The sequence below is a fragment of the Lachnospiraceae bacterium genome (assembly GCA_025758065.1).
In the GTDB taxonomy this organism is placed as follows: Bacteria; Bacillota; Clostridia; order Lachnospirales; family Lachnospiraceae; genus Enterocloster.
In genome coordinates this window covers 3,856,377-3,882,704 of sequence record CP107199.1, presented here as the reverse complement: position 1 = coordinate 3,882,704, position 26,328 = coordinate 3,856,377, and the positions used below count along the sequence as shown (strand labels likewise).

Here is a 26,328-nt window from a genome sequence, read left to right as displayed (position 1 = left end):
ATGGCTTTTAATGAAGCACAGAAAAGGGCGATCCGTCACACTGACGGACCTGCCCTTGTACTTGCAGGGCCCGGTTCAGGTAAGACTACGGTCATTACCAACCGGGTCCGTTATTTAACGGAAAAAGTGGGCGTGGAGCCTGGAAATATCCTGGTGATCACTTTTACCAGGGCAGCAGCCCATGAAATGAAAGAACGATATGAACGGATAACCGGGACAGGATGCAGCAGAGTTTCTTTTGGGACTTTTCATTCTGTCTTTTTTATGATATTAAAACTGGCATACCGGTATCAGGCGTCCAATATCGTAAAAGAAGAGCAGCGCATCCAGTTTATCAGGGAGCAGTTAGACCGCACAGATCTGGAGATCGAGGACGAAGGGGAGTTTATTGCCTCGGTGCTGTCAGAGATCAGTCTTATTAAAGGGGAACTAATGTCCCTTGATAATTATTATGCGAAAAGCTGCTCCCAGACAGTCTTTAAAGAGCTGTATGAAGGTTATGAAGGTTGTCTCCGCAAACAGGGACTTCTGGACTTTGATGACATGCTTGCCATGTGCTATGAGCTTTTTAAAGAACGTAAGGATATTTTACAGGCGTGGCAGAGAAAATATAAATACATACTTATCGATGAATTTCAGGATATCAACCGGATCCAGTATGAGATCATAAAAATGCTGGCACTGCCGGAAAATAACCTGTTTATTGTGGGAGATGATGACCAGTCTATTTACCGTTTTCGGGGGGCAAGACCGGAGCTGATGCTGGGATTTGAAAAGGATTATTCAGACGCTGAGCGTATTTTGCTGGATGTAAATTACCGCTGTGTGGACCCGGTGATCGAAAGTGCGGGGAAGCTGATCGCCTGTAATAAAACACGTTTCCCGAAAGAAATCCGTGGAAACCGGGGAAAAGGCTGTCCTGTATTTATAAAAGAATGGCCGGACCCATTAACTGAGACAAAGGCCATTACAGAAGAACTGCGGGATTATCACAAGATGGGCATCGCTTATGAGGATATGGCGGTTTTATACCGCACCAATCAGGGACCAAGGCTTCTTATTGAGCGGATGATGGAGTATAATATCCCTTTTCATATGCGGGATACAGTACCAAATCTTTATGAACACTGGATTTCCAGAAACGTGTTTTGCTATATTTATGCAGCATTGGGAGATTTAAGCAGGTCAAATATACTCCAGATCATTAACCGGCCCGCCAGATACATCAGCCGTGATGCATTAGACAGCAAAGTGATCCGGTGGGAGCAGCTGCGTTCCTTCTATCAGGATAAAAACTGGATGTTAGACCGTATTGATCAACTGGTATACGATCTGGAAATGCTTCGGGATATGGCTCCTGCAGGTGCAGTAAACTACATCCGGAAAGCCATTGGATATGACGATTATCTGAGACAATATGCAAATGAACGACGATTAAAGCCGGAGGATCTGTTTGAGGTTTTAGATGCCCTTCAGGAAAGCTCTATGCCATTTAAAACCTATGAGGAATGGTTTAACCATATGGACGAGTACAAAGAGCAGCTAAAGGAGCAGTCGGCCCTTCGGGAAGCAGAAAAAGAAGGCGTCAGCCTGATGACTATGCATAGCTGCAAAGGTCTGGAATTTAAAGTAGTATATATACTGGATGCAAATGAGGGCATAACTCCCCATCATAAGGCGGTCTTAGAACCTGATATGGAAGAAGAACGGCGTATGTTCTATGTGGCTATGACCAGGGCAAAGGACCGGCTGCATATTTTTTATGTGAAAGAACGGTATCACAAGAGGCAGACGGTATCACGGTTTGTTGTAGAGGCAGGACTTCTTGGCGACAAGGGAGATATGGAAAAAAATGGAAATTCAAATAAAAAAACAAATGGACAGCAGGGAAGAAAATAAAGAGATGGAAGCTGTTAAAAGGACAGGTGGCCTGGTGCATATTTACTGCGGGAACGGAAAAGGCAAAACGACAGCTTCTGTAGGTGCTGCAGTCCGTGCAGCAGGAAACGGGAAGACCGTATTGATAAAGCGATTCCTGAAAAATGATCATTCCGGGGAAGTGGAAGCTTTAAAGCAGATTCCGGGGATAACAGTTCTTCCATGCACAAGACAGTTTGGATTTTCATGGAAAATGAAACAGGAAGAAAAAGAAGAGGCAAAGGAATATTACGGAAAAGAGCTGGAAAAAGCCTGGAAAATGGCTTTGGACCAGGAGATAGATATGCTGGTCTTAGATGAGGCAGTAGGGGCCTGCACCCTTGGCTTTATAGAGGAAGAACGCTTATTGGAACTGATCGGCAGTAAGCCGGAAAAATTAGAAGTGATCCTGACTGGGAGAAATCCTTCAGAGACTCTTTTGGCAGTCGCAGATTATGTAACAGAAATGGTCATGCGTGCCCACCCTTACACGAGGGGGATCCCCGCCAGAAAAGGGATTGAATATTAGCTTGCAATTTTACAGGCAGTCTGATAAAGTGTAAGTGGACAGCGAAAGGCTGTAACATTTAACCGGATTGGATATGAAAGGAATAAAATATGGCAGACGAGAAGAATTTAAATGAAGAAGAGGAAATGACTGTTACCCTGACATTAGATGATGATTCTGAGATCGAGTGCGTAGTTCTTAACATCTTCTCTGCAGGAGACCGTGAATATATTGCCCTTCTTCCTATGGAAGGAGCAGAGTCAGAAGAAGGAGAAGTTTATCTGTACCGTTACAGCGAGACAGAAGACGGAACTCCTGTTCTGGATAACATTGTGGATGATGATGAATATGAGATCGTTGCAGATGCATTTGACGAAATGTTAGACGATCAGGAATACGACGAGCTGGTAAGTGAAGAAGATTTAGACGACTGATGCTAAATATTTGATGAAGTAGGCCGGGATATGTAAATGAACATGTCCCGGCTGTTTTTATATTTTGGCTTTGATGATCCTGTTTTGATCTCGTTTTGCCTTGAAACTTTTCTTGCGTACTGACAAGTTGTGAAACTTGTGTGAAAGCGTAGAAAAACCGGATTTTTTTGTTATAATAAGGACGAAAGCAGGTAAAACAGGCAGGAGGAGCAGGAAATGGATGCTTTGAAAATATTAATGGTTGATGATGAAGCGAGAATGCGGAAGCTGGTAAAGGATTTCCTTACAAATAAGGGATTTTCCGTAGTAGAAGCAGGAGATGGGGAAGAGGCGCTTGAGATTTTTTTTGCACAGAAAGACATTGCACTGATCTTATTGGACGTAATGATGCCTAAAATGGACGGCAGGGAAGTACTTAAGACTATCCGGAAATATTCCAAAGTACCGGTGATCATGCTGACAGCCAGAAGCGAGGAGCGGGATGAGCTTCAGGGATTTTCTTTAGGAGTAGATGAATATATTTCGAAGCCATTTAGTCCTAAGATCCTGGTTGCAAGGGTAGAAGCTCTTCTTCGCAGGACCAATGCAGTTTCTGCAGATATAATGAATATTGGCGGTATCTGCATTGATAAGGCAGCGCATAGAGTGACGATTGACGGGAAAGAGATTGAATTAAGCTTCAAGGAATTTGAACTTCTTACTTATTTTGCGGAAAATCAGGGAATCGCCCTTTCAAGAGAGAAAATCTTAAATAATGTCTGGAATTACGATTATTTCGGCGATGCCAGAACCATAGACACACATGTAAAGAAGCTGCGCAGTAAAATGGGAGAAAAAGGCGAATATATCAAGACTATCTGGGGAATGGGTTATAAATTCGAGGTGTGTGAAGAATGAAACGTTCAGTCCGAACTACATTTATAGGTCTGTTTATAGGTCTGATGGCAATTGTCCTGTTAGCCGTATGGGCTATGAACAGCTTTTTTCTGGAAAAATATTATCTGAATGATAAATTAAATATCCTCCAGGATACGTATACCCAGATCAATGCATACGCAATGGAAAAAGCTGCTGCCGGAGAAGACATTATGGATGATCTCCAAAGCCTTTATTCCAAAGATGGAGAGCAAAATGAAATTACCAGGCTGATCCGCAATATAAATGAGAAATATAATATTACCATCGTGGTCGTAGACAGTACTAATGGTGAAACATATCCTTCTTTCTGGGATGGAAGATTTCTGGCAGATCGCGTGCAGCAGTATATCCTGGGAAGGCGGGGACCAAAAACAGAAACACTGGTACAGGAAGAAAACTATACCATTGAAAAAAGCTTTGACAAACACGCAAAAAGCTTTTATCTGCAGAATTGGGGGTTCTTTGAGGATAATAAGACCATCTTTATCATGTCCATGCCTATTGCAAGCATTCATGAAAGCGTGGATCTGTCTAATCGTTTTATGGTATATATTGGTCTTATTGCTCTGGCAGCAGGAAGCGTTATCATGTATTTTGCAGGAAAGAAGATCACTTCTCCCATTCTTTCCCTTGCGGCACTTTCTGAACGTATGTCAGAACTGGATTTTGATGCCCGATATACAGGAGATTCTGAAGATGAGATCGGTGTACTGGGAAAGAGCATGAATACCCTTTCGGAAAAGCTGAAGGAAACCATTGGAGAACTGAAAACAGCGAATAATGAACTGCAAAAAGATATTGAAGAGAAGATACGTATTGATGAGGCACGTAAGGAATTTATCGCAAATGTATCCCATGAGCTGAAAACGCCTATTGCACTGATCCAGGGGTACGCAGAAGGACTTACAGAAGGAATGGCAGAGGACCCGGAAAGCAGGGACTATTACTGTGAGGTCATCCAGGATGAAGCAGGAAAGATGAATAAAATGGTAAAACAGCTTCTTACCCTTACTGCCCTTGAATTCGGTAATGACAAGCCGGTCATGGAACAGTTTGATCTGGTTACATTAATAAACGGAGTCCTTTCGTCTGCAAAGATACTTCTCCATCAGAAAGGCGCCCAGGTATTTTTTGATGCCAGTGAACCAGTCATGGTATGGGCAGATGAGTTTAAAATAGAGGAGGTAGTAACTAACTATCTGAATAATGCCATGAACCATTTAGATGGGGAAAAACGGATTGAGATCCGTCTGGAGAAAAATGACAAAGAGGTAAAAGTAACTGTATTTAATACAGGTCAGAATATACCGGAAGAAGATCTGGGAAAACTCTGGACTAAGTTCTATAAAGTAGATAAGGCGCGCACCAGGGCTTATGGTGGAAGTGGTATCGGTCTTTCTATTGTAAAAGCGATCATGGATTCCCATAATAAAGCCTGTGGTGTACAGAATGTAAAAGATGGTGTGGAATTCTGGTTTACACTGGATTGCAGCGTTTAGGACACATGAGTCATGAGTATATAGTATAAAGGGGTGCCTGATGGCGCCCTTTTATAGCGTGAAAATATACATAAAAGAGTTCGAAAAAATGTTAAAAAAGTTGTTGACATTCTGTTGGACATCTGATAATATATATTTCGCTGTCGCAAGACAGAAAAATAAAAAGAAAAATGAATTAAAAAAGTTGTTGACAAAAGAAAATACTCATGATATTATATCAGAGTTGCTTCTGAAAAAAGTTAGCAACAACGAACCTTGATAATTGAAGATTAAACAGTATGTAAAACCCTGAAAATTCAGAAAATAAAAGGTCTGGTTTAGACCTTTGGATTTAAGAAAATTCAGAACAAAAACCAAGTAATGAAGGTTTAGGATAATTAGCCAAGCTAAGTAATCCGGACCTGGAATCAACTTTTAACATGAGAGTTTGATCCTGGCTCAGGATGAACGCTGGCGGCGTGCTTAACACATGCAAGTCGAGCGAAGCGGTTTAAATGAGACTTCGGTGGATTTTAAACTGACTGAGCGGCGGACGGGTGAGTAACGCGTGGATAACCTGCCTCACACAGGGGGATAACAGTTAGAAATGACTGCTAATACCGCATAAGCGCACAGTACCGCATGGTATAGTGTGAAAAACTCCGGTGGTGTGGGATGGATCCGCGTCTGATTAGGTAGTTGGTGGGGTAACGGCACACCAAGCCGACGATCAGTAGCCGACCTGAGAGGGTGACCGGCCACATTGGGACTGAGACACGGCCCAAACTCCTACGGGAGGCAGCAGTGGGGAATATTGCACAATGGGCGAAAGCCTGATGCAGCGACGCCGCGTGAGTGAAGAAGTATCTCGGTATGTAAAGCTCTATCAGCAGGGAAGAAAATGACGGTACCTGACTAAGAAGCCCCGGCTAACTACGTGCCAGCAGCCGCGGTAATACGTAGGGGGCAAGCGTTATCCGGATTTACTGGGTGTAAAGGGAGCGCAGACGGCGATGCAAGTCTGGAGTGAAAGCCCGGGGCTCAACCCCGGGACTGCTTTGGAAACTGTATGGCTAGAGTGCTGGAGAGGCAAGCGGAATTCCTAGTGTAGCGGTGAAATGCGTAGATATTAGGAAGAACACCAGTGGCGAAGGCGGCTTGCTGGACAGTAACTGACGTTCAGGCTCGAAAGCGTGGGGAGCAAACAGGATTAGATACCCTGGTAGTCCACGCCGTAAACGATGAATACTAGGTGTTGGTGGGCAAAGCCCATCGGTGCCGCCGCAAACGCAATAAGTATTCCACCTGGGGAGTACGTTCGCAAGAATGAAACTCAAAGGAATTGACGGGGACCCGCACAAGCGGTGGAGCATGTGGTTTAATTCGAAGCAACGCGAAGAACCTTACCAAGTCTTGACATCGTAGCGACCGGAACTTAACCGTTCCTTCCCTTCGGGGCGCTATAGACAGGTGGTGCATGGTTGTCGTCAGCTCGTGTCGTGAGATGTTGGGTTAAGTCCCGCAACGAGCGCAACCCTTATCCTCAGTAGCCAGCAGTAAGATGGGCACTCTGAGGAGACTGCCAGGGATAACCTGGAGGAAGGTGGGGATGACGTCAAATCATCATGCCCCTTATGATTTGGGCTACACACGTGCTACAATGGCGTAAACAAAGGGAAGCGAGAGGGAGACCTGGAGCAAATCCCAAAAATAACGTCCCAGTTCGGACTGTAGTCTGCAACCCGACTACACGAAGCTGGAATCGCTAGTAATCGCAGATCAGAATGCTGCGGTGAATACGTTCCCGGGTCTTGTACACACCGCCCGTCACACCATGGGAGTCAGCAACGCCCGAAGTCAGTGACTCAACCGCAAGGAGAGGGCTGCCGAAGGCGGGGCAGGTAACTGGGGTGAAGTCGTAACAAGGTAGCCGTATCGGAAGGTGCGGCTGGATCACCTCCTTTCTAAGGAAATGAGTAGGGGTTTTATATACTGTTTAGTTTTCAAATCAGGGAAACCGAAATTGAAGACGAAACCTTTCTGGTGCTGATGCGCTTAGGGGACACACCCGTTCCCATCCCGAACACGATGGTTAAGACTTAAGCGGCCGATGGTACTATACTGGAGACGGTATGGGAGAGCAGGTGAGTGCCAGATTCTATGGGGGTGTAGCTCAGTTGGGAGAGCACCTGCCTTGCAAGCAGGGGGTCAAGAGTTCGAATCTCTCCATCTCCATTGGCCGAAAGCAACTTAATGAGGATGAGCCGCAAGGCGACAGACGAATTTAGTGCGAGGCCGTTCGTGAAACTTAACGAGGTTTTTTCGAGTTTAGTTGAACGAACATACATTAGATACGTACCTTGAAAACCGCATATTGAATAGAAATGAATTGATAATTCAATTGAATATCAAGACATCCGAGGCCATATAGCCGAAAGGTTATATGGAAAACAATACAACAAATTTTGTAAACAACCCAGACCAAAAGATGCAACGCTATGCATCTGAGATGAGTAGTTTGCTCCCGCAAGCGAAAGTCAGTTGGTCAAGCTAATAAGAGCGCAGGGTGGATGCCTTGGCACTAAGAGCCGATGAAAGACGTGATAAGCTGCGAAAAGCTTCGGGGAGGAGCAAATATCCATTGATCCGGAGATATCTGAATGGGGAAACCCGGCTGAGAAGCCCTCAGCCACTGTATGGTGAATCCATAGCCATACAGAGGGAACCCGGTGAACTGAAACATCTAAGTAGCCGGAGGAAGAGAAAGAAACATCGATTCCGGAAGTAGCGGCGAGCGAACCCGGAAGAGCCCAAACCAGCGTGCGTGCATGCTGGGGTTAAGGACTGCATAAGTGAGCTGATTCGTTAGTGGAACTGCCTGGGAAGGCGGGCCGGAGAGGGTGAAAGCCCCGTACATGAAAACGATAGGCAGCGGCAGGATCCAGAGTACCGCGAGACACGAGAAACCTTGCGGGAAGTCGGAGGGACCACCCTCCAAGGCTAAATACTCCTTAGTGACCGATAGCGCATAGTACTGTGAAGGAAAGGTGAAAAGGACCCCGGGAGGGGAGTGAAAGAGAACCTGAAACCCTGTGTTTACAAACTGTGGGAGCACGTTAAGGTGCGACCGCGTACTTTTTGTAGAACGGTCCGGCGAGTTGCCGGTGCTGGCGAGGTTAAATGGTAGAGCCATGGAGCCGAAGGGAGACCAAGTCTCAAATGGGCGTAAAGTCAGCACAGGCAGACCCGAAACCGGGTGACCTATCCATGTCCAGGATGAAGCGGAAGTAAAATTCCGTGGAGGTCCGGATCCACATCCGTTGAAAAGGGTGGGAATGAGGTGTGGATAGGGGAGAAATTCCAATCGAACCCGGAGATAGCTGGTTCTCCTCGAAATAGCTTTAGGGCTAGCCCCGTATTAGTTTAGCGGAGGTAGAGCACTGAATTCCTAAGGGGGCGTCAAAGCTTACCAAGGGATATCAAACTCCGAATGCCGCATAAATGATGTACGGGAGTCAGACTGCACGAGATAAGTTGGGCAGTCAAAAGGGAAAGAGCCCAGACCTACAGCTAAGGTCCCAAAGTGTGTGTTAAGTGGAAAAGGATGTGGGATTTCAGAGACAACTAGGATGTTGGCTTAGAAGCAGCCACACATTCAAAGAGTGCGTAATAGCTCACTAGTCGAGAGGTCCTGCGCCGAAAATGTCCGGGGCTGAAACACAACACCGAAGCTTAGGAATGTAGTGATACATTGGTAGAGGAGCATTCTTAAAGGGAAGAAGCAGTACCGACAAGGAGCTGTGGACATTTAAGAAGAGAGAATGCCGGAATGAGTAGCGAGATGGAGGTGGGAATCCTCCAGGCCGAATATCCAAGGTTTCCAGAGTAAAGCTGATCTGCTCTGGGTAAGTCGGGGCCTAAGGTAAGGCTGAGAAGCGTAGCCGATGGACAACAGGTTGAGATTCCTGTACCGCGTATCATCAGAACTGTGGGGACACAGAAGGACAGCACAGCCCGGGAATGGAAAGACCGGGGCAAGCAGGGTAGGAGTCAAGCTGGCAAATCCGCTTGACGATCCGAAGCTGTGATGCGGAGCGAATTTAAGTAGCGAAGTGTGTGATTCCGGCTGTCAAGAAAAGCCGCTATTGTGTGATACGTGCCCGTACCGTAAACCGACACAGGTAGATGAGGAGAGAATCCTAAGGCCGGCGGGAGAAGCATTGTTAAGGAACTCGGCAAAATGACCCTGTAACTTCGGGAGAAAGGGTGCCTGGGAAACCAGGCCGCAGAGAATAGGCTCAAGCAACTGTTTAGCAAAAACACAGGTCTATGCAAAACCGTAAGGTGAGGTATATGGGCTGACGCCTGCCCGGTGCTGGAAGGTTAAGAGGAGGGGTTAGCGGAAACGCGAAGCTCTGAATTGAAGCCCCAGTAAACGGCGGCCGTAACTATAACGGTCCTAAGGTAGCGAAATTCCTTGTCGGGTAAGTTCCGACCCGCACGAAAGGCGTAATGATTTGAGCGCTGTCTCGACAATGCACCCGGTGAAATTGAAATACCAGTGAAGATGCTGGTTACCCGCGCCAGGACGGAAAGACCCCATGGAGCTTTACTCCAGCTTGATACTGGGATTCGGTACTGCATGTACAGGATAGGTGGGAGACTGAGAAGCTTGGACGCCAGTCTGAGATGAGTCGCTGTTGGGATACCACCCCTGCGGTATTGGATTTCTAACCTGCAGCCGTTAGCCGGCTGGGGGACAATGTCAGGCGGGGAGTTTGACTGGGGCGGTCGCCTCCGAAAGGGTATCGGAGGCGCTCAAAGGTTCCCTCATAATGGTTGGAAACCATTAGAAGAGTGCAAAGGCATAAGGGAGCTTGACTGCGACACCGACGGGTGGAGCAGGTAGGAAACTAGGACTTAGTGATCCGGTGGTATGAAAGTGGGATTGCCATCGCTCAACGGATAAAAGCTACCCTGGGGATAACAGGCTTATCACTCCCAAGAGTTCACATCGACGGAGTGGTTTGGCACCTCGATGTCGGCTCATCGCATCCTGGGGCTGTAGCAGGTCCCAAGGGTTGGGCTGTTCGCCCATTAAAGCGGTACGCGAGCTGGGTTCAGAACGTCGTGAGACAGTTCGGTCCCTATCCGGCGTGGGCGTAGGATATTTGAGAGGAGCTGTCCTTAGTACGAGAGGACCGGGATGGACGGGCCGCTGGTGTACCTGTTGGAGTGCCAACTCCATGGCAGGGTAGCCAAGCCCGGACGGGATAAACGCTGAAGGCATCTAAGCGTGAAGCCCCCCTCAAGATGAGATATCCCATACGCAGGTAGTAAGACCCCTTGAAGACGACAAGGTAGATAGGTCAGAGGTGGAAGTGTGGTGACACATGGAGCTGACTGATACTAATCGGTCGAGGGCTTGACCAAAAGGTAAGGGAACAAAAAGTTGTAGGTATTCGGTAGTTCAATATGTGGTTTTGAAGGTATGTATCAGAATTTAATATCTTTTTAAATGCGCGAGTGGCTCAGGGGTGGAGCACCACCTTGCCAAGGTGGGGGCCGCGGGTTCGAATCCCGTCTCGCGCTTGCTAAAATGTAAGAAAATCCTAGTAATGCTAGGGTTTTCTTTTTTTTCCTTGCTACTGCCAGGCATTTGTATTATAATATCCACCATGGTTTTAAAATGTTTTTCCAGAATCTGGAGAAACAGGATGCGTATTTGGAGGAAATGAAAATGAAATTTGCAAAAAGAATGGATCGTTTTGGAGAAGGGATTTTCTCCAGATTGGCTGAGATTAAAAATAAAAGGATCAGTGAAGGGAAAGAAGTCATTGACTTAAGCATTGGTGCACCTAACATCCCGCCGGCAGAGCATATCCGCAAGGCTTTATGTGAGGAAGCCATGAAGCCGGAGAACTATGTTTATGCGATCAGCGATACCAAAAAGATGTTAGATACAGTGGCAGACTGGTACAAGAGAAGATATGACGTGGAACTGGACCCGGATACAGAGATATGTTCCCTTTTAGGCTCCCAGGAAGGTCTGGCACATATTGCATTGTCTATTGCAGATGAGGGAGACATTGTTATGGTGCCGGATCCATGTTATCCTGTATTTGGAGACGGTCCACAGATCGCAGGGGCAGAGCTTTACTATATGCCCTTAAAGAAAGAAAATGACTATATCATCCAGCTTCAGGATATCCCGGAAAAAGTGGCAAAAAAGGCAAAGCTTATGGTTGTTTCCTATCCAAACAATCCTACAACTGCCATGGCACCGGCGCAGTTTTACCAGGATCTGGTAGCATTTGCAAAGAAATACGATATTATTGTTCTCCATGATAATGCATACAGCGAGTTGGTATTTGATGGTAAGACCTGTGGAAGCTTTTTAAGTTATCCAGGTGCAAAAGAGATTGGAGTGGAATTTAACTCCCTTTCCAAGACATATGGTCTTGCAGGTGCCAGAATTGGCTTCTGCCTTGGAAACAAAGAGGTAGTCAAACATATGAAAATGTTAAAATCCAATATGGACTATGGTATGTTCCTGCCGATCCAGGCAGCAGCCGTAGCAGCTCTTACAGGTGATCAGGACTGTGTATATGATACCATGAAAGCTTATGAGGCAAGAAGAGACATTCTCTGTGACGGCTTCCGTTCTATTGGCTGGGAAATGGACCGACCGGTGGCAACTATGTTCGTATGGGCTCCGATCCCGAAGCAGTATGAGTCCTCCGAAGCTTTTGTTATGGATCTGGTAGAAAAGACCGGTGTTATGGTAACTCCGGGAAGTGCTTTCGGACCGTCTGGCGAAGGATTTGTGCGAATGGCGCTGGTACAGGACAGAGAAGCTTTGGAGCGCGCCATACATGCAGTGGATGAAAGCGGAATTTTCTCGAAGGAGAATGCATGAGAAATTTCATGAAAGAAGTCATGAAAAAATGGAAATGGAAGATCCTGATCCTGTTATATCTTTGTTTTATATATGGCAATTCCCTGACTCCGGCTGTCATATCCTCGAAGGAAAGTGGATATTTTCTTATAAGGATACAGAACCTTCTTTCAGGAGCAGGGATGGATGCCTGGTGGCTGACGGAGCATCTGGTACGGAAGGCCGCTCATTTTACAGAGTATGCAGGCTTGGGATTTTTGCTGGCAATGAATACAGGTGCTGGAATAGTGCCTGTATTTTCTCTTACCAGGATCGCAAAAGCAAATTTCACAGCAGCGTTCTGTCTGCCTTTTATTGACGAAACCATCCAGCTGTTTGTAGAAGGGCGTTCCGGTCAGATAACTGATGTGTGGCTGGATATGGCGGGAATCTATATGGGGATCATGATCACTGGATGTCTGGTTAAAATAGTCAGGACTGCTTTGGAAAAAAATAGGAAAATATCGTCTGGATCAAAGTGGACACAGCAGAAACAGGAGAAAAATAATGAATTATAAAGTGGTAATGGCCTATGATGGAACCAGATATAACGGTTGGCAGAAGCAGGGAAATACAGATAAGACCATTCAGGGAAAATTAGAACAGATCCTTTTAAAAATGACAGGAGAAGAAATCGAAGTCCATGGTTCCGGCCGTACGGATGCGGGAGTCCACGCAAAAGGCCAGGTGGCAAATTTCCATATTGACTGGAAAGAACTGGAAAAAAATGGAAAAAACGGGAAAAATGGAAAGAATGTATCAGACCTGAAGAGTAAAAAGGAAGAATATGGCGGAAAGAAAACGCCGGATCAGATCATGGAGTATATTAATGAGTATCTTCCGGAAGACATTGCTGTTTTATCCTGTGAGGCAGTCCCGGAGCGTTTCCACAGCCGTCTTTCTGCTGTGAAAAAAACATATTGCTACCAGTTGGAAATGGGAGCGAAGAAAGATGTTTTCCAGAGAAATTATTATTATGGTCTGGGGAATATGCTGGATGTAGATTCCATGAAAGAGGCAGCAGCTTTTCTTACAGGCACCCATGATTTTAAAAGCTTTTGCGGCAATAAGAAGATGAAAAAAACAACGGTGCGAACTATTACAGATATAGGGTTCAGGCAGCAGGGAAGCCGTCTGCACATTTATTTTACGGGAAATGGATTCCTGCAGCAGATGGTGCGCATTCTTACAGGCACGCTGATCGAAGTGGGGATGGGAAAATGTGAGCCTGGTAAAATGTATGATATTTTAAGGGCACAGGACAGGCAGGCAGCAGGACCTACAGCACCGGCACAGGGACTGTTTCTGCTAAATGTAGAATATGAGGATAAGTGATGACTGATTTTTTAGTAAAATGTTTTGTGAAAGATCATGATAAGACAGAAGAGCCCCAGGTACGCACCAGCTATGGTATTCTGGCCAGTATCGTGGGCATCTGCTGTAATCTTTTGTTGTTTGCGTCCAAGCTGTTTATTGGCATTCTGGTAAATAGTGTGTCTGTTATGGCAGATGCCTTTAACAACTTATCGGATGCAGCTTCTTCCATTATTGGTTTTATTGGTGTGCGTATGGCGGGAAAACCAGCAGACAGTGATCATCCATTTGGGCATGGACGGATCGAGTATATTTCGGCTTTTATTGTGGCCTTTTTGGTCATTCAGGTGGGGGTTTCACTGTTTAAGACTTCGCTTGGTAAAGTCATTCATCCGGAAGAAGTGTATTTTAAATGGATTTCTGTTCTGATCCTTCTTATTTCTGTGGGAGTAAAATTCTGGCTGTCCCAGTTTAATAAAAAACTGGGAAGCAGGATCAATTCCAAGGTAATGGAAGCTACCGCTGCAGATGCCATGGGAGATGTAATGACCACCAGTGCGGCTATTTTATCACTTCTGGCATTGAAATATCTGAAATGGAATATTGATGGTGTTGTAGGTCTGGCAGTTTCTGTGGCTGTTATGTATGGCGGATTGAATATTGCAAAGGATACACTGGCACCTTTGATTGGAGAAGCGATTGATCCGGAGATTTATGAGGAGATATCTAATTTTGTGGAAGGATATGAAGGAATATTGGGAACCCATGACCTGCTCGTCCATAATTATGGGCCGTCCCATAGCATGGCGTCCATTCATGCCGAAGTTCCAAGCAATTATGACCCGGAATACTCCCATGAGATCATTGACCGGATCGAGCGGGATGCATCAAAAAAATTTAACATGATGCTGGTGATCCACATGGATCCGGTAGAGCGGGATAATAAACGTCTGGCCCAGTATCGTTCCCTGATCAGCCGTGTGCTTATGGATATTGATATCCGTCTTTCTTTCCATGATTTCCGCATGGTAGGGGCAGGAAAAAATGTGTGCCTGGTGTTTGATCTTGTAGTTCCAAGAGAATATAAAGCATCTGCGGTGAGCAGACTGAAGAACAGGATCAACAATGAAGTCAGCCGCCGGGAGCCGGGATGCCGCTGTTCTATTACAGCAGAAAACAGTTTTCGTTCAGAGAAGCATGTATCTGACTGATCTGGCATAACAGGCATTAAAAAAGGCATTGCCGCCATTTGAAATCCGGCAGGTCAGGTTGCCAGTCATGCAGCCCACGAACAGTAATAAAAACTCCCAGGGATTTCGCTTTTAAGATAAAAAGTTCCCCGTTTTGCAAGGGATCCATCTGGCAGAACGGGGAATTCTCATATTGAATAAAAAGTTACTGTTTTTTCTGCATAAGCAATCAAAAAGGACACCTTTTATTGTATAATTATGTTACCCACAAAACAACACGAAAGAAGGTGTCCTTAATGAAAAATTAGCATTAAAGAAGCTGCTAACTTATATGAAAAGTGTATATAAAATCCCGGAGAAAATCAAGGGGTTATCGGACAAAAGAAAAAGAAGAACGATCCCATTATTTAATATCGTCATGCCGGCACTGCTCTTTCTGATGCTGCAGTATGAGAGTTTTCATACAGTTTTTTCTGCGCCTGAAAGTATGGGAAAACGATTGAAAAACTGCATACATGGAAAAATACCTAAAATTGATGCGGTCCGTGACCTTCTTACCCAGATAGATCCAGATGAGATCCGTGAGATCCACGACCAGACGATCGATATCATAAAAAGCAACCGTGTATTTCGGGAAGGGACTATAGGTGGATATGTTGTAGCCGGTATCGATGGAGTGGAATTGTTCAACAGCACAAAAAAGTCCTGTTCGGACTGCCTTAGCCGGAAAAACCGTGCAGGTGAAACAGAATATTTCCACCGGAGCGTGGTCTGTATGACAGTAGGAAAAACGCCACATGTAATCCTGGGCCAGGAAATGTTAAAACCGAGGGACGGAGCGGAAAAAGATGAAGGAGAACTGACAGGAGGAAAAAAGCTGATCAGACGTCTGAAGGAAAGACACGGACATTTCGCAGATGTGATCGTAGCAGATGCGCTGTATCTGAATGCCCCATTTATCAATACGATAAAAGAGTGCGGACTGGATGCGGTGATCCGACTAAAAGATGAACGAAGGGAACTGTTTCAGGATGCGGAAAGCCTGTTTAAGCGGGATGAGGGGAAAAAAAGGTCGTTTACCTGTGGAAAAAAGAATATAGAAGTCTGGGATCTTTCAGGATTTGAGATAGATAATAGTCCCCATAAGCTTCGTGTGATCCGATATCATGAAAGCTGGAAAGAAAACGAACGCCGGATGTGGCTGGTAACGACTCTGGATCAAGGGGAACCTCGGGTTTTATGGGAGATGATGAACCGAAGATGGGATATAGAAGAGAATGGATTCCACCAGTTGAAAACGTATTATCACGCAAAACATTGCTATTGCCATGCAGCAACAGAAGTAATATTTGATCTGATGATCATCGGCTTCAACATGAGAGAATTATACCTGTATCGCCGTATTCAAAGATTTAAAGAAAGTGGAATCAGCCGAAAAAGTGTGAACCGGAAGTTTTGTGATGAGCTATTATTGGAAAAAGTAAAAAGTATCTTGTATGAAAAGGGCGGATAGTCTGTCAGTGGGAAAATAAAAACAGGCGCTTTGAAATGAGCTAAATTTAACTAAGGGGGGACGTTGTGCGCATTCAGCTATTCAGGAAGCAAAAGAGAAAATAAGCGTGAGAGGGGCACTATTTATAAATATACAGTGCTAAAAGCGAAATCCCTGAAAAACTCCGGTTATCATTGCATTTTATATAGTATACTGTTATAATAAGTAGTAATGAATACTACATGTTAAGATAATCAGATGACATGTTGGATAACCGGAGGATAGAAACATGACTTACAAGATCATTGGAGACAGCTGTCTTGATCTGACAGAAGAGCTGAAAAAGGACCCTAAGTTCCAGATGGTACCGCTGACATTGCAGGTGGGGGATGCACAGGTGGTAGATGATGAAACTTTTGATCAGAAAGCTTTTATCCGCATGGTGAAGGAGTGCCCGGAGTGCCCGAAAACTGCCTGCCCTTCCCCTGAGATCTTTAAACAAGCATATGAGGCAGCAGATGCAGAGGCTGTATTTGTGATCACTCTTTCCAGCCATTTAAGCGGAAGCTATAATTCAGCAGCCCTTGCAAAGCAGCTGTATGAAGAGGAGATGAAGGAAAAAGGGATTGAGTCTTCTAAAAAGATTGAAATTCTGGACTCTGAATCCGCATCTGCAGGACAGTTAGATCAGGCCCTTTATGTGCAGGAGCTTTGCGAACAGGGCTTAGGCTTTGAAGAAGTAGTGGAAAAACTGAGAAAGTTCCGGGATGAGATGCATACCTACTTTGTTCTTGAAAGTCTGGATACCTTACGTAAGAACGGCAGACTTTCCGGTTTGCAGGCATTTTTTGCAACAGCCTTAAATATCAAACCTATTATGGGGGCTGAACATGGCGTGATCATTAAATTAGACCAGGCAAGAGGTATTAACAAGGGACTTCAGAGAATGTGCGACATTGCCGTTAAAGAAGCTGGGGATACCACAGGAAAACGGGCTGTTGTATGTCATGTAAATAATCCGGAAAGAGGAGAGTACGTAAAGCAGGAACTGGCAAAACGTGCAGATTTTAAGGAAATCGTGGTGACCAATGCAGCTGGTGTGGCTACCGTATATGCAAATGATGGCGGAATTGTGCTGGCAATTGGTTAATAACAGGACTAAAAAATGAACAGAAAAAAATGGATATGCACAGCGGCCGCTATTACAGGGCTGCTGTTGGCAGTTATAGTGGGATTATCGGTCCGCCATATGAAAAACGGCTCTTATGTAAGTGCCAGTGAGCTGGCGGGGCAGAAAAGAGCAGAAGCTTCTAAAGACCAGGAAAATGTTGCTGAGACAGAAAAAATCGAAGACATTGAAAATAGCAGCAATGGACAAAATCTGGATGAAGCAGCAGCTAAAAATGAAAAGGAAAGCGTTATGGATGAGCCAGAAACTGACAGTCAGGAAAGTGAATCTGAGCCAGAGGAAGCTGGTCAGCCGGTAAAATTGGTCTTTTCCGGTGACATCCTTCTGTCAGACCATGTGATGAATGCCTATAAAAATGGCGGTATCCGGAGTGTACTGGACAGTCAGTTCCAGTCCGTGATCGATGAGGCAGACATTTTCATGGCAAATGAGGAATTTCCATTTAGTACCAGGGGAACGCCGGCAGAGGATAAACAGTTTACTTTCCGGGTGGCACCATCCACGATCTTTGTTTTTAAAGAACTGGGGATCGATATTGTAACACTGGCAAATAATCATGCCATGGATTATGGTACAGATGCTTTACTGGATACCTGCGATACTTTGGATGAAGCCGGTATATCAAGAGTAGGAGCAGGAAAGAATTTAGATGAGGCAAAAGCACCGGTTATTTTAGAAGCCCAGGGTAAAAAAATCGGCTTTTTAGGAGCTTCCAGAGTTATACCTGCAGGTTCCTGGAATGCTACTTCCACAAAGCCGGGTATGCTGACTACTTATGATCCGAAAATACTGGTAGATGAGATAAAGAAATTGCGCAGTCAGTGTGATTATCTGGTGGTATATGTCCACTGGGGCATTGAACGTAAGGAAACGCCGGAAGACTATCAGAGATCTCTTGGAAAGCAGTATATAGATGCAGGGGCAGATATTGTTATTGGCAGTCATCCTCATGTACTTCAGGGTGTAGAGTATTATAAGGGAAAGCCGGTTGTATACAGTCTGGGTAATTTCATTTTCGGAAGCAGCATTCCTAAGACTGCATTGCTTAAGGTGCAGTGGGACGGGGAAGACAGCCAGCTTACCTTTGTGTCGGGGACATCTTCAGCCGGATATACCAGAGTGCTTGAAAATGCAGACCAAAAGGCAGACTTTGCCTCTTATATGACAGGGATTTCTTATGGTGTTACAGTTGAGAAAGACGGAAACGTGGTGCCACAGCAGTAAGATGGAGTACATGAAGCCGGAACAGATGAAAAATATGTGTTACTAGTGTGCAGACAAATTGATTTCTAAAGCAATGTATTTCCAAGTCTGATCCATTTTTATGAGTCAAACTTGGAATTTAGTTCAATAGGGTCCGAAAGGGCTCACCCATGTATAAACGCATTCACGGCAATTTTGTCCATTTTGCTCCGCCGCCGATTAGGTAGGTCTCCGGCAAACTCGCTCACTGCGTTCGCTCAAACAGTGCCTCCAACCTACCAGCTATGCTCACAAAATGGACAAAATTGCCTACCGAATGCTTATTATACATGGGTGAGCCCTTTCTACTGTATTGGATATGTCACATGAAAACTGCTTATTGGTTTGCTCCTACATTTTTTATTGCCAATAACGTAGAAAGCCGCCGGTACACATGACAGAATAAGCATTTGTTTGAAAATCTGTGAGTGGGCGCGCATAGCGTCAGAACGGAGAACCACTGTTTGAGCATGCAAAGCGTGCGAGTTTGGTTCGCAGTTCTGACAATAGGCGACGCAAGCCCACAAACAAAGGATTTTCTCCCAAATGCGCATCTGTCATGTGTACCGGTGGCTTTCGGACCTTAGTCAACAATATCCGCAGACAAGTGAGGGGTATAGTTATTTCGAAAACAATGTACTAGGGTAAAGAGGATAAATAGCATTGTCCCTGCCATGCTCCGCGTTCCTTCAGTCTCTTATGCATCAGATTTAATACAAGTCTCTTATTTCCGCTCCATAAAGGCGCGATCAGGAGATTTTTCGGTCCGTCACCGGTCATACGGTGTATGGTGATCCGGGGAGGCAAAAGAGTGATACAGTCGATCACAAGGTCGATGTATTCTTCCATAGAAAATACGTGAAAGGGATCCTTCTGGTAGATATCTGCCAGATCGGTCCCTTTTAATATGTGCAGCAGCTGGAGTTTGATCCCGTCAATGGGCTGGTCTGCCAGATATTTTACAGTTTCCTTCATCTGATCCGTGGTCTCACCGGGAAGTCCCAGAATTACATGAACGATCACAGTGAGTCCTGCTTTTTTCAGCCGGTTTAAGGCATTCTCAAATACAGGAAGTTCATAGCCTCTGCGGATAAAATGTGCAGTTTTATCATGGATCGTCTGAAGCCCAAGCTCCACCCAGACCGGCTTCTTACTGTTTAATTCCTTTAACAGGTCAATAATATCATCCCCCAGGCAGTCCGGTCTTGTGGCAATAGACAAGGAGGCAATATCCGGATGGCTGATGGCACGTTCAAATAAAGGTTTTAAATAAGAAACAGGCCCATAGGTATTGGTAAAGGACTGAAAATAAGCAATGTAATTGATATTTTTATCAGAACCGGTCTTATTGCTTACACGCTTTTTGGCAGCTTCGATCTGATCCCATACATCGGTCTGCAGGATTTCGGCAAAATCCCCGGAACCGCCTTCGCTGCAGAAAATACATCCTCTGGTTCCCAGGGTGCCGTCCCGGTTAGGACAGGTAAGACCTGCATCCAGTGACAGTTTATATACTTTATGTCCAAATGTATGTTTCAGCTCCCAGTCCAGACTGTGATAGGGACGGCCGTTCCAGTTGTGTTCCATGACATAGACTCCTTTTTGAAAAATGCTTAAAAGTTTAAATTCTTTTGCAAAATGTCCGTATGTCCTGTTATAACAGAAAAAACAGGACCTGTCTATTTAATATATATGCAATATCGAAAAATATTGTATTGTAGCAGCCGGTGCATTTGTGTTAGACTGATGTCAGAGAGCCGGGAAGGGTGAAAACGAGGGCAGTCTACAACCAGTACATCGTTATTGGGAAAAGGATGTAAGAATAACCGGCAGAAAAAGGAGATGGCAGCTATGAATGTATGTGATACCATGAAGCAGTTAAATAGTGAAAGAACCGATGCATTTATGCATGAACTTTATGGAAATGGGGCAGCAGAAAATAAAGCAAGATATGAGGCGGTACTGAAAGGCTTTAAAGAGGCTTTTGGTGACAGCGAAGAAGTTCTTCTTTTTTCCTCACCAGGACGTACAGAGATCAGTGGAAACCACACAGACCATAATCATGGAAAAGTACTGGCTGGCAGCATTAATCTGGACTGCGTAGGAGCAGCTGCGAAAAACTATTCAAACCAGGTGCATATTATCAGCGAGACTTATGATCAGAATATTACGATTGACTTAAATGATCTGGAGCCGAGCATTAAAAAGGCTGGTACTGTAGACCTGATCAAAGGGCTTTTAAAAGGCTTTGAGACTTCTGGATATAGTGTTGGTGGATTTAATGCTTATATTACCAGCAATGTGATCAGTGCAGCAGGTGTCAGTTCCTCTGCTTCTTTTGAGATGCTGGTGTGCTCCATGTTAAATACATTTTTCAATGAAAGCCATATGGACAATGTAGCTTATGCCCATATTGGAAAGTATGCGGAAAATGTATACTGGGACAAGGCTTCCGGACTCCTTGACCAGATGGCATGTGCAGTAGGCGGTCTGATCACCATTGACTTTGTGGAACCTATGACTCCTGTGGTAAAGAAGATTGATTTTGATTTTCAGGCACAGAACCACAGTCTGATCATTGTCCAGACAGGAAAAGGTCATGCAGATTTAAGCGCTGAGTATTCTGCTGTACCTGAAGAAATGAAAAAAGTTGCAAAATATTTTGGAAAAGATGTTCTGGCACAGGTTTCAGAAGAAAAAGTGATCAAACACCTTCCGGAAGTGAGAAAATTTGCAGGAGACCGTGCTGTACTACGTGCATTACATTTCTTTGAGGAAAACAAGAGAGTAGAGGCAGAGGTAGCAGCATTAAAAGATGGTCGTTTTAATGATTTTCTGGAGAATATTACAGCTTCCGGAAATTCTTCCTGGAAATGGCTGCAGAACTGCTTTACAACCAGCAATAGTGAAGAACAGGGGATAACCGTTGCATTAGCCTTAACAGAGCTATTTATCGCAAAGAAACAGAAAGGTGCCTGCCGGGTACACGGAGGCGGTTTCGCCGGTGTTATTATGGCAATGCTGCCAAATGAGATTGTAGAAGAGTATAAAGAATACATGGAAAGCTGTCTGGGTGAAGGGTGCGTATACAAGATGAGCATCCGGCCTTATGGTGCGATCTGTGTAAGTGAATACTTATAATATTTACGGAGAACAGAGTAGGATCTATATAAAATTGGCCGCCTGCGAAAGCAGACGGCCTGTTTTGTTGCCAGCCAGTACATCGCAAATGCGCCAGTGATGCATTCGCTGAACATAGACGTATTATTTTTTATGATAACTGTCCAGTAATTTCTGTTTCGTCTGCCACAATTCATTAGAAAGATCTACATGAACGGTGTGTGGATTTACCAGACGTTTGGACTCATCCCATAAGGTATCCAGTTCTTTCTTACAGTATTTCTGGATATCCATTACCTTTGGTGATTCATAAACGCATTCGCCGTTTAAGAAGACTGGTACTAACAGCTCACGCATGGTGTAGCTGCCAGGTGCTAATAAGGTTTTCTTCCATGTTTCCTGTGGGTCGAAGAGGAGGAGAGAATTGTTAGTATCAAACTTCTCACCTACCAGACAGATCAGATCTGCGATGATCTTGCCGTTTTCCTTGTCATAAATACGATAAATGGTCTTGTTTCCTGGATTGGTGATCTTTTCAGCATTTTCAGATAATTTGATCTTTGGAATGAACTCACCGGTGGTCTTGTCCTTTACAGCAGCTAACTTGTAAACACCGCCAAAGGAGGGGCAGTCCTTCGCTGTGATCAGGTTGGTGCCAACGCCCCAGGAATTGATGGTAGCGCCCTGTACCTTTAAGCTGTCGATCAGGTATTCATCCAGGTCATTGGATGCGGAAATAACTGCATCCGGGAATCCTGCTGCATCCAGCATCTTCTTTGCCTTCTTTGATAAATATGCCAGGTCGCCGCTGTCTAAACGGATTCCGTAGAAGGTCAGCGGGATACCGGCTTCTCTCATTTCCTTAAATACTTTGATCGCATTTGGAACACCGGATTTTAAAGTATCATAAGTATCTACTAACAGGATACATGCAGATGGATACAGCTTTGCATAGGTACGGAAAGCAGTCAGTTCATCTGGGAAGCTCATGATCCAGCTGTGTGCATGGGTTCCTTTTACCGGAACATCAAACATTTTTCCGCAGAGTACATTGGAAGTACCAATACAGCCTGCAATCATGGCAGCTCTTGCGCCGTAAGTACCGGCATCAGGGCCCTGGGCACGGCGGAGACCGAATTCCATAACACCGTCACCCTTTGCAGCGTGAACAATACGCTCTGTTTTAGTTGCGATCAGACTCTGGTGGTTGATAATGGTAAGAAGTGCTGTTTCAACCAGCTGTGCCTGCATGATCGGCGCGATTACTTTAATTAAAGACTCTCTTGGGAATACAACGGTACCTTCCGGGATAGCGTAGATATCGCCTGTAAAACGGAAAGTACTAAGATACTCTAAGAAGTCTTCTTCAAATATATTTAAACTTCTTAAATATTCAATATCACTTTCGTCAAAATGGAGTCCTTTAATATATTCAATGGCCTGTTCCAGACCGGCACAAATGGCAAAACCATTTCCATGGGGATTGGTACGGTAGAACATATCGAAGATGACAGTTTCGTTTGCGTCTTTTTCCTTAAAATAGCCCTGCATCATCGTCAGTTCATACAGGTCAGTGAGTAATGTGAGATTTCTGTGATCCATAAGTTGGCTCCCTCCTGGTACACAGTCTTTGGTTTCAAATAAATGGCTGTGTGCGGTTGTTTGTAAAGTTTCCGTAACAATATAGCATATTTATGTAAAAAAGGAAATATATCGTTACAAATTTCACAATACTATATTCACATGACAAGACACCTGTGCTGTTCATATGAACCTAAATGTTTATTTTCTGCGTCCAAGCTGCCAGAAAGCAACAGCGCTGGCAGCTGCCACATTTAGTGAATCTACTCCGTGGAACATAGGGATGAGAACCGTGTAGTCACAGGCTGCAATGGTGGCATTTTTAAGTCCTTCCCCTTCTGTGCCAAGGACGATAGCCAGCTTTTCATAGGAAGCTAAAACCGTATCGTCAATAGATACGGAATCGGTTTTTAATGCCATGGCAGCAGTTTTAAAGCCCATATTTTTAAGTGTATCCAGAGTGGCACAAGGCCAGGAATCCTTAGGCAGAATGGTCCATGGGATCTGGAATACAGTTCCCATGCTCACACGGGAGGCGCGGCGGTATAATGGATCGGCGCAGCCATGGGTGAGGAGCACGGCGTCCATGCCAAGGGCAGCAGCGGAACGGATAATGGCTCCCACATTGGTTGGATTTACTACGTCTTCAAGAATGGCAATGCGGCTGGCATTTTTACATATTTTTTCCACAGAAGGAAGGACAATGCGCTTCATGGCACAGAGCATGCCCCGTGTCAGTGCAAATCCGGTAAGTTTTGTAAGCACATTGTATTCAGCAGTAAAAACCGGGACATCCGGGTATTTTTCAAGAAGCTGTCTGGTTTCACCTGCATCCGCTGTAACCAGGCGTTTCTCAGCCAGAAAAGAAATGGGAACATATCCGGCATGTAATGCCCGTTCAATCACCTTGGGGCTTTCAGCAATAAAAATGCCGGGAGCCGGTTCAAAATAATGGAGAAGCTGGGCCTCATTGCATCGGGCGTAGATGTCAAGCTCCGGGGAGTTAAAATCTGTGATCTCGATTTCATTTAATTTCATAAAATAAAATTCCTTTAATAAATGATAATAATAAACGATAATAATAAACCATAAGTAATATAGTATGGTATTTTTCCTGTAACTGCGGGAAAGCAGTTTTGCAAAAATGTGAAAGCATACCTGTTTCTTAGTATAAAAGAAATATATATTCTTGGCAACCAGTACATCGTTTCGCAAATGATGTACCAGACACCGGTACATGGTTTCAGGAAAAATGGTTATCCTAAATTCATCAAAGAACTATAAAAATTTATTAATGCAAAGGAGACCAGATCCATGGAAAATAAAATGTTCTGTTACCAGTGTCAGGAAACTGCCAACTGTACCGGTTGTACGATCACCGGCGTCTGTGGCAAAAATCCCCAGGTTGCGGCAGCTCAGGATCTTTTGGTGTATGTGACAAAGGGGTATTGTGAGGTAACAACCAAACTGCGTAAGGAAGGCACGAATATCAGTGATGCTGAAAACCGCATGGTGGTAATGAACCTGTTTATGACCATTACGAATGCTAATTTCGATAAGGAGGCTATTGAGAACCGCATTCATGATACTCTCCATGTGAAAAAAGAATTATTAAAGAAAGTAAGAGATACTTCTGGACTTACGGAAGCCGCTTTGTGGGACGGAAGCGGAGACTGGGAGGCAATCGCCAGAAAAGTGGGAGTCCTTTCCAACCCAGATGAGGATATCCGCAGCCTTCAGCAGCTGATCACCTATGGCATTAAGGGGCTTTGCGCTTATACCAAACATGCCAATGCCTTGATGCATACAGATCCCAAGCTGGATGCATTTATACAGGAAGCTCTGGCAAAGACATTGGATAACAGCCTGACGGTAGAGGAATTAGTGGCATTGACACTAAAAACAGGAGAGTACGGCGTAAAAGGAATGGCCATGTTAGATGCTGCCAACACCGGGGCTTATGGAAACCCTGAAATCACGGCGGTGAATATTGGTGTTAGGAAAAATCCGGGGATCCTGGTTTCAGGTCATGACCTGCGGGATCTGGAAATGCTTTTGGAGCAGACAAAGGGCACTGGCGTGGATGTGTATACCCACTCAGAAATGCTTCCCGCCTGCAGTTATCCGGCGTTTAAGAAATATCCTCATTTCGTAGGTAATTATGGCAATGCCTGGTGGCAGCAGAAAGAAGAATTTGAAGCATTTAACGGGCCGATCCTTATGACCACCAACTGTATCGTACCGCCAAAGGTCAGCTATAAAGACCGGCTTTATACTACTGGCGCAGCAGGATATCCAGGCTGTACCTATATTCCAGGAGGATTAGGAGAAAAGAAGGACTTTTCCCGGATCATAGAGCAAGCAAAGAAATGTCCGCCGCCAAAAGAACTGGAATTCGGCACAATCCCAGGTGGTTTTGCCCACGCCCAGGTGATCGCGCTGTCAGATAAAGTAGTGGCAGCGGTAAAGTCCGGGAAAATAAAGAAATTCGTAGTTATGGCGGGCTGCGACGGACGTATGAAGAGCCGTGAATATTATACAGAATTTGCCAAAGCACTGCCAAAAGATACCGTGATCCTCACAGCCGGCTGCGCCAAGTACCGCTACAATAAATTAAAACTGGGAGACATTGACGGCATTCCAAGAGTCCTGGACGCAGGCCAGTGCAACGACTCCTATTCTCTGGCAGTAATCGCCATGAAGCTTCAGGAGATATTTGGCCTGGATGATATCAACGACCTTCCTATTATTTATAACATCGCATGGTATGAGCAGAAAGCCGTGATCGTTTTCCTAGCCTTGTTATCTCTGGGAATCAAAAACATCCACCTGGGCCCAACACTGCCCGCCTTCCTGTCGCCGGCGGTGCTGAAAGTGCTGGTGGAAAAGTTTCATATTGCGGGAATCACGACGGTGGAAGAGGATATGAAGTTGTTTTTTGAATAAAAAAATCAATGGATGTAGGACTACAAATCGGATTATTGACACCTTTGGCGAATATAGCGGAA

17 protein-coding genes, 2 tRNA genes and 3 rRNA genes are annotated in these 26,328 nt (G+C 44.9%); 19 read left to right on the top strand and 3 right to left on the bottom strand.

Features of this window, described 5'->3' with window-relative positions; translation table 11 throughout:
* The 17 genes from OGM16_18095 to OGM16_18015 all read left to right on the top strand — a co-directional run bounded on the left by OGM16_18095 (position 1) and on the right by OGM16_18015 (position 18,601).
* A complete protein-coding gene (locus OGM16_18095; protein UYJ46647.1) occupies positions 1 to 1,899 on the top strand; it encodes an ATP-dependent helicase in 1,899 nt (632 codons plus the stop codon).
* Between the two features lie 4 nt (positions 1,900 to 1,903).
* Positions 1,904 to 2,446, top strand: coding sequence for a cob(I)yrinic acid a,c-diamide adenosyltransferase (locus OGM16_18090; protein ID UYJ48511.1), 543 nt, complete (start codon positions 1,904 to 1,906; stop codon positions 2,444 to 2,446).
* An 89-nt stretch (positions 2,447 to 2,535) separates the two neighbouring features.
* Positions 2,536 to 2,859, top strand: a complete 324-nt coding sequence (locus OGM16_18085; protein UYJ46646.1) for a DUF1292 domain-containing protein — start codon at positions 2,536 to 2,538, stop codon at positions 2,857 to 2,859.
* Positions 2,860 to 3,075: 216 nt separating this feature from the next.
* On the top strand, positions 3,076 to 3,756 hold the full coding sequence (locus OGM16_18080) for a response regulator transcription factor (protein ID UYJ46645.1): 681 nt from the start codon (positions 3,076 to 3,078) through the stop codon (positions 3,754 to 3,756).
* Positions 3,753 to 5,276, top strand: a complete 1,524-nt coding sequence (locus tag OGM16_18075; protein UYJ46644.1) for a HAMP domain-containing histidine kinase — start codon at positions 3,753 to 3,755, stop codon at positions 5,274 to 5,276. Before OGM16_18080 ends, OGM16_18075 begins: the two co-directional genes overlap by 4 nt.
* Positions 5,277 to 5,691: 415 nt before the next feature.
* Positions 5,692 to 7,219: ribosomal RNA gene (locus tag OGM16_18070) — 16S ribosomal RNA — on the top strand.
* A gap of 75 nt (positions 7,220 to 7,294) precedes the next feature.
* A 5S ribosomal RNA gene (gene rrf, locus OGM16_18065) occupies positions 7,295 to 7,412 on the top strand.
* A 5-nt stretch (positions 7,413 to 7,417) separates the two neighbouring features.
* Positions 7,418 to 7,490: transfer RNA gene (locus tag OGM16_18060), tRNA-Ala, on the top strand.
* Positions 7,491 to 7,798: 308 nt separating this feature from the next.
* A 23S ribosomal RNA gene (locus OGM16_18055) occupies positions 7,799 to 10,688 on the top strand.
* The 16S, 23S and 5S rRNA genes sit together here with 2 tRNA genes alongside, the layout of an rRNA operon.
* An 87-nt stretch (positions 10,689 to 10,775) precedes the next feature.
* Positions 10,776 to 10,847, top strand: a tRNA-Gly gene (locus OGM16_18050).
* Positions 10,848 to 10,995: 148 nt separating this feature from the next.
* Positions 10,996 to 12,174 carry an aminotransferase class I/II-fold pyridoxal phosphate-dependent enzyme gene (locus tag OGM16_18045; protein UYJ46643.1) on the top strand — a complete coding sequence of 393 codons (1,179 nt, stop codon included), beginning with the start codon at positions 10,996 to 10,998 and terminating at the stop codon, positions 12,172 to 12,174.
* Positions 12,171 to 12,710, top strand: coding sequence for a VanZ family protein (locus OGM16_18040; protein UYJ46642.1), 540 nt, complete (start codon positions 12,171 to 12,173; stop codon positions 12,708 to 12,710). Before OGM16_18045 ends, OGM16_18040 begins: the two co-directional genes overlap by 4 nt.
* A complete protein-coding gene (gene truA, locus OGM16_18035) occupies positions 12,700 to 13,527 on the top strand; it encodes a tRNA pseudouridine(38-40) synthase TruA (protein UYJ46641.1) in 828 nt (275 codons plus the stop codon). Before OGM16_18040 ends, truA begins: the two co-directional genes overlap by 11 nt.
* Complete coding sequence (locus OGM16_18030; GenBank protein UYJ46640.1) at positions 13,527 to 14,717, top strand: cation diffusion facilitator family transporter; 1,191 nt, start codon at positions 13,527 to 13,529, stop codon at positions 14,715 to 14,717. The genes truA and OGM16_18030 overlap by 1 nt, the downstream gene beginning before the upstream one ends.
* A 310-nt stretch (positions 14,718 to 15,027) precedes the next feature.
* Complete coding sequence (locus OGM16_18025) at positions 15,028 to 16,209, top strand: transposase (GenBank protein UYJ46639.1); 1,182 nt, start codon at positions 15,028 to 15,030, stop codon at positions 16,207 to 16,209.
* A gap of 268 nt (positions 16,210 to 16,477) precedes the next feature.
* Positions 16,478 to 17,338: a DegV family protein gene (locus OGM16_18020; GenBank protein UYJ46638.1), complete on the top strand. Its 861-nt coding sequence runs from the start codon at positions 16,478 to 16,480 to the stop codon at positions 17,336 to 17,338.
* A gap of 15 nt (positions 17,339 to 17,353) precedes the next feature.
* Complete coding sequence (locus OGM16_18015; protein ID UYJ46637.1) at positions 17,354 to 18,601, top strand: CapA family protein; 1,248 nt, start codon at positions 17,354 to 17,356, stop codon at positions 18,599 to 18,601.
* 657 nt (positions 18,602 to 19,258) lie between these two features.
* On the opposite strand, the gene OGM16_18010 is transcribed toward OGM16_18015, so the two are convergent.
* Positions 19,259 to 20,206 carry a TIGR01212 family radical SAM protein gene (locus OGM16_18010; protein UYJ46636.1) on the bottom strand — a complete coding sequence of 316 codons (948 nt, stop codon included), beginning with the start codon at positions 20,204 to 20,206 and terminating at the stop codon, positions 19,259 to 19,261.
* A 264-nt stretch (positions 20,207 to 20,470) separates the two neighbouring features.
* Here OGM16_18010 and OGM16_18005 point away from each other — a divergent pair, with 264 nt between their 5' ends.
* On the top strand, positions 20,471 to 21,760 hold the full coding sequence (locus OGM16_18005; GenBank protein UYJ46635.1) for a galactokinase: 1,290 nt from the start codon (positions 20,471 to 20,473) through the stop codon (positions 21,758 to 21,760).
* A gap of 123 nt (positions 21,761 to 21,883) precedes the next feature.
* Here OGM16_18005 and OGM16_18000 read toward each other — a convergent pair whose 3' ends face one another.
* Positions 21,884 to 23,341, bottom strand: coding sequence for a nicotinate phosphoribosyltransferase (locus OGM16_18000; protein ID UYJ46634.1), 1,458 nt, complete (start codon positions 23,339 to 23,341; stop codon positions 21,884 to 21,886).
* Positions 23,342 to 23,521: 180 nt separating this feature from the next.
* The gene (locus tag OGM16_17995) at positions 23,522 to 24,358 is read right to left on the bottom strand and encodes an RNA methyltransferase (protein UYJ46633.1); all 837 of its coding nucleotides are present in this window, start codon (positions 24,356 to 24,358) and stop codon (positions 23,522 to 23,524) included.
* Between the two features lie 276 nt (positions 24,359 to 24,634).
* Between OGM16_17995 and hcp the strand changes: the two genes are divergently transcribed.
* A complete protein-coding gene (hcp, locus tag OGM16_17990) occupies positions 24,635 to 26,266 on the top strand; it encodes a hydroxylamine reductase (GenBank protein UYJ46632.1) in 1,632 nt (543 codons plus the stop codon).
* The last annotated feature ends 62 nt before the right edge of the window (positions 26,267 to 26,328 follow it).